This is a genomic window from Promineifilum sp. (SeqCode) (assembly GCF_041918635.1).
Lineage (GTDB): Bacteria > Chloroflexota > Anaerolineae > Promineifilales > Promineifilaceae > Promineifilum.
On sequence record NZ_JAYRVJ010000697.1, the window covers coordinates 1 to 1,881 of the forward strand.

Annotated in this window: 3 protein-coding genes; 2 read left to right on the forward strand and 1 reads right to left on the reverse strand. The window is 65.0% G+C overall.

Features of this window, described 5'->3' with window-relative positions:
- A partial coding sequence (locus ACE3UY_RS20380; protein WP_374689318.1) for a response regulator transcription factor occupies positions 1-240 on the reverse strand: 240 nt, incomplete at its 3' end.
- A gap of 383 nt (positions 241-623) precedes the next feature.
- On the opposite strand from ACE3UY_RS20380, the gene ACE3UY_RS20385 reads away from it, so the two are divergent.
- Both ACE3UY_RS20385 and ACE3UY_RS20390 read left to right on the forward strand, forming a co-directional pair.
- Positions 624-1,451, forward strand: coding sequence for a hypothetical protein (locus ACE3UY_RS20385; protein WP_374689319.1), 828 nt, complete (start codon positions 624-626; stop codon positions 1,449-1,451).
- A gap of 143 nt (positions 1,452-1,594) precedes the next feature.
- Positions 1,595-1,881 (forward strand): hypothetical protein (locus ACE3UY_RS20390; protein WP_374689320.1); only part of this gene is annotated, 287 nt, incomplete at its 3' end.

Here is a 1,881-nt window from a genome sequence, read left to right on the forward strand (position 1 = left end):
GCCGACGGCCGGGTAATTGGCGCGGCTCCAGCGAGCGACCTCGATCCCTGTCGCGCCGGGCATCTGGATGTCGAGCACGGCCACGTCCGGCCGGTGTTCAGCGATGAGGCGGCGGGCGGCGTCGCCGTCGTCGGCCTCAGCTACCACGCGCAGATCGGCCTCGCGCTCCAGGAATTGGCGAATGCCGGCCCGCACCACGGCGTGGTCATCGGCTAGTAGAATGCGGATGGGGTCGGTCATGGGGTCATACGTTAGCGCGGCAAGTGGCAGGCGGCAAGTGGCCGGTGCGACCCACTTTCTGAAGTGGGTTGCACCTAAGTGGCGAAGAGCAGGGGAGCAGGGGGGCAGGGGAGCGGGGGAGCAAGCGGCCGGTGGCAAGTGGCAAGCCGGCGTGCGCGTCCTCACAATACGCCAATTGGCGCTGTCGGCGACAAGGCGGGGCGAGTACGATTGGTTCATACAACTCGCAACAATAGGGCGGCCCGGTTCCTTGCTCGTTCCGGGCCGCCCGCCGCGCTGAGTCTTAATAGAGAAAACGGATGAGAGGAAAATAGGTCCGGTGAGGACACCGGACTCTGTGTTCCTCTTGATAACTCGCTCTAGTAAATCATGGGAGAAGGGCAATGAGATCGTCAAGACAGTTCATGGGGGTTTTAGCGCTCCTAACGGTCGTGCTGGCGCTGGCGGGCTGCGCGATACAGCCTGGCAACGTCGAACCGACGCTCGCGCCGGCGGCCGACGTGAGCGGCCTGGCCCAGGACATGCAGGGCATGATGGCCGGCATGCAAGGCATGATGCAGAACCTGCAGGGCACGCCGATGTCGCCAGAAGTCATGGCGCAGATGCAGGGGATGATGGCCGGTATGCAGGGCATGATGGGCGATCTGCAAAATGTGCCCATGTCGCCAGAGATGATGCAGCAGATGCAAGGGATGATGGGCAACATGCAGGGCATGATGGCCCAGATGCACGCCACCGGCACGCCCATGCCGATGCCCGGCATGGGCATGATGATGGGCAACGCGCCTCAAGTCCCGGCCGGACTGGCCTACAGCGAAGGGCAGGCGATACGCTTCATCCACACCGAGGCCTCCGATCCCGACATTGCCCAACGGCTGAGCGACATGATGGGGTCGCCGGTGCTGGTCGTACCGTCGCTGGCGGAGGTTCCGGCGTCGGCGCTGGCCCCGGTCTACGTCTTCACCAATGGCGTCGCGGGCATGGGGCCGCTTGGCTTCCAGCCCGACGTTTTCCCATTCCCGCCCGGCGCGGCCGAGTACACACCCTTGCGGACGCTCCACCTGGTGACGTGGACGGATCCGGCGGCAGCCGTCGAACTGAAGTCGGCGGCCGACGTGCAGGCGGCCATCGCCGCCGGACAACTAACCGAAGAAGTGCCCGGCGTTGTGGTCAATATGCCCTTTGTTGCCTGGGCCGGCGGGAACCGTTGAGGACGAGCCGTAAATACGCCATATGGCGCTGATGGACGGCATTGTCCGCTGCTATCCTGAGTGCAACTTTGTAGAACGGAGAGTAACCGATGGCACGCACTGCTCAATACAAACAAAGGCATCAAGCCAGGCGGCCTGAACTTTTGATCGCCGTGCTCCTCCTTGCCGGTATTCTGGGGCTGGTTGGCCTGGGTGTCTACTTTGCCGGACGGGCGGCCGATGACGCGGTCGGGCTGGCCGAGGGGGAGTTGGCCGCCGGCCGGCCCATTCAGGCTACCCACCAGATGGGCGACTCCCCGCCCATCCCCTTCCTGCCTCAGGACGGCCCACAGCCCACCGTCGCCGTGGCTGCAGCGGTCCCTGACGTCGGCGGGATCGGGGCGAAGGACGTGGTCACGCGGACGTTCGTCGTGCGCAACACGGGCGAGGC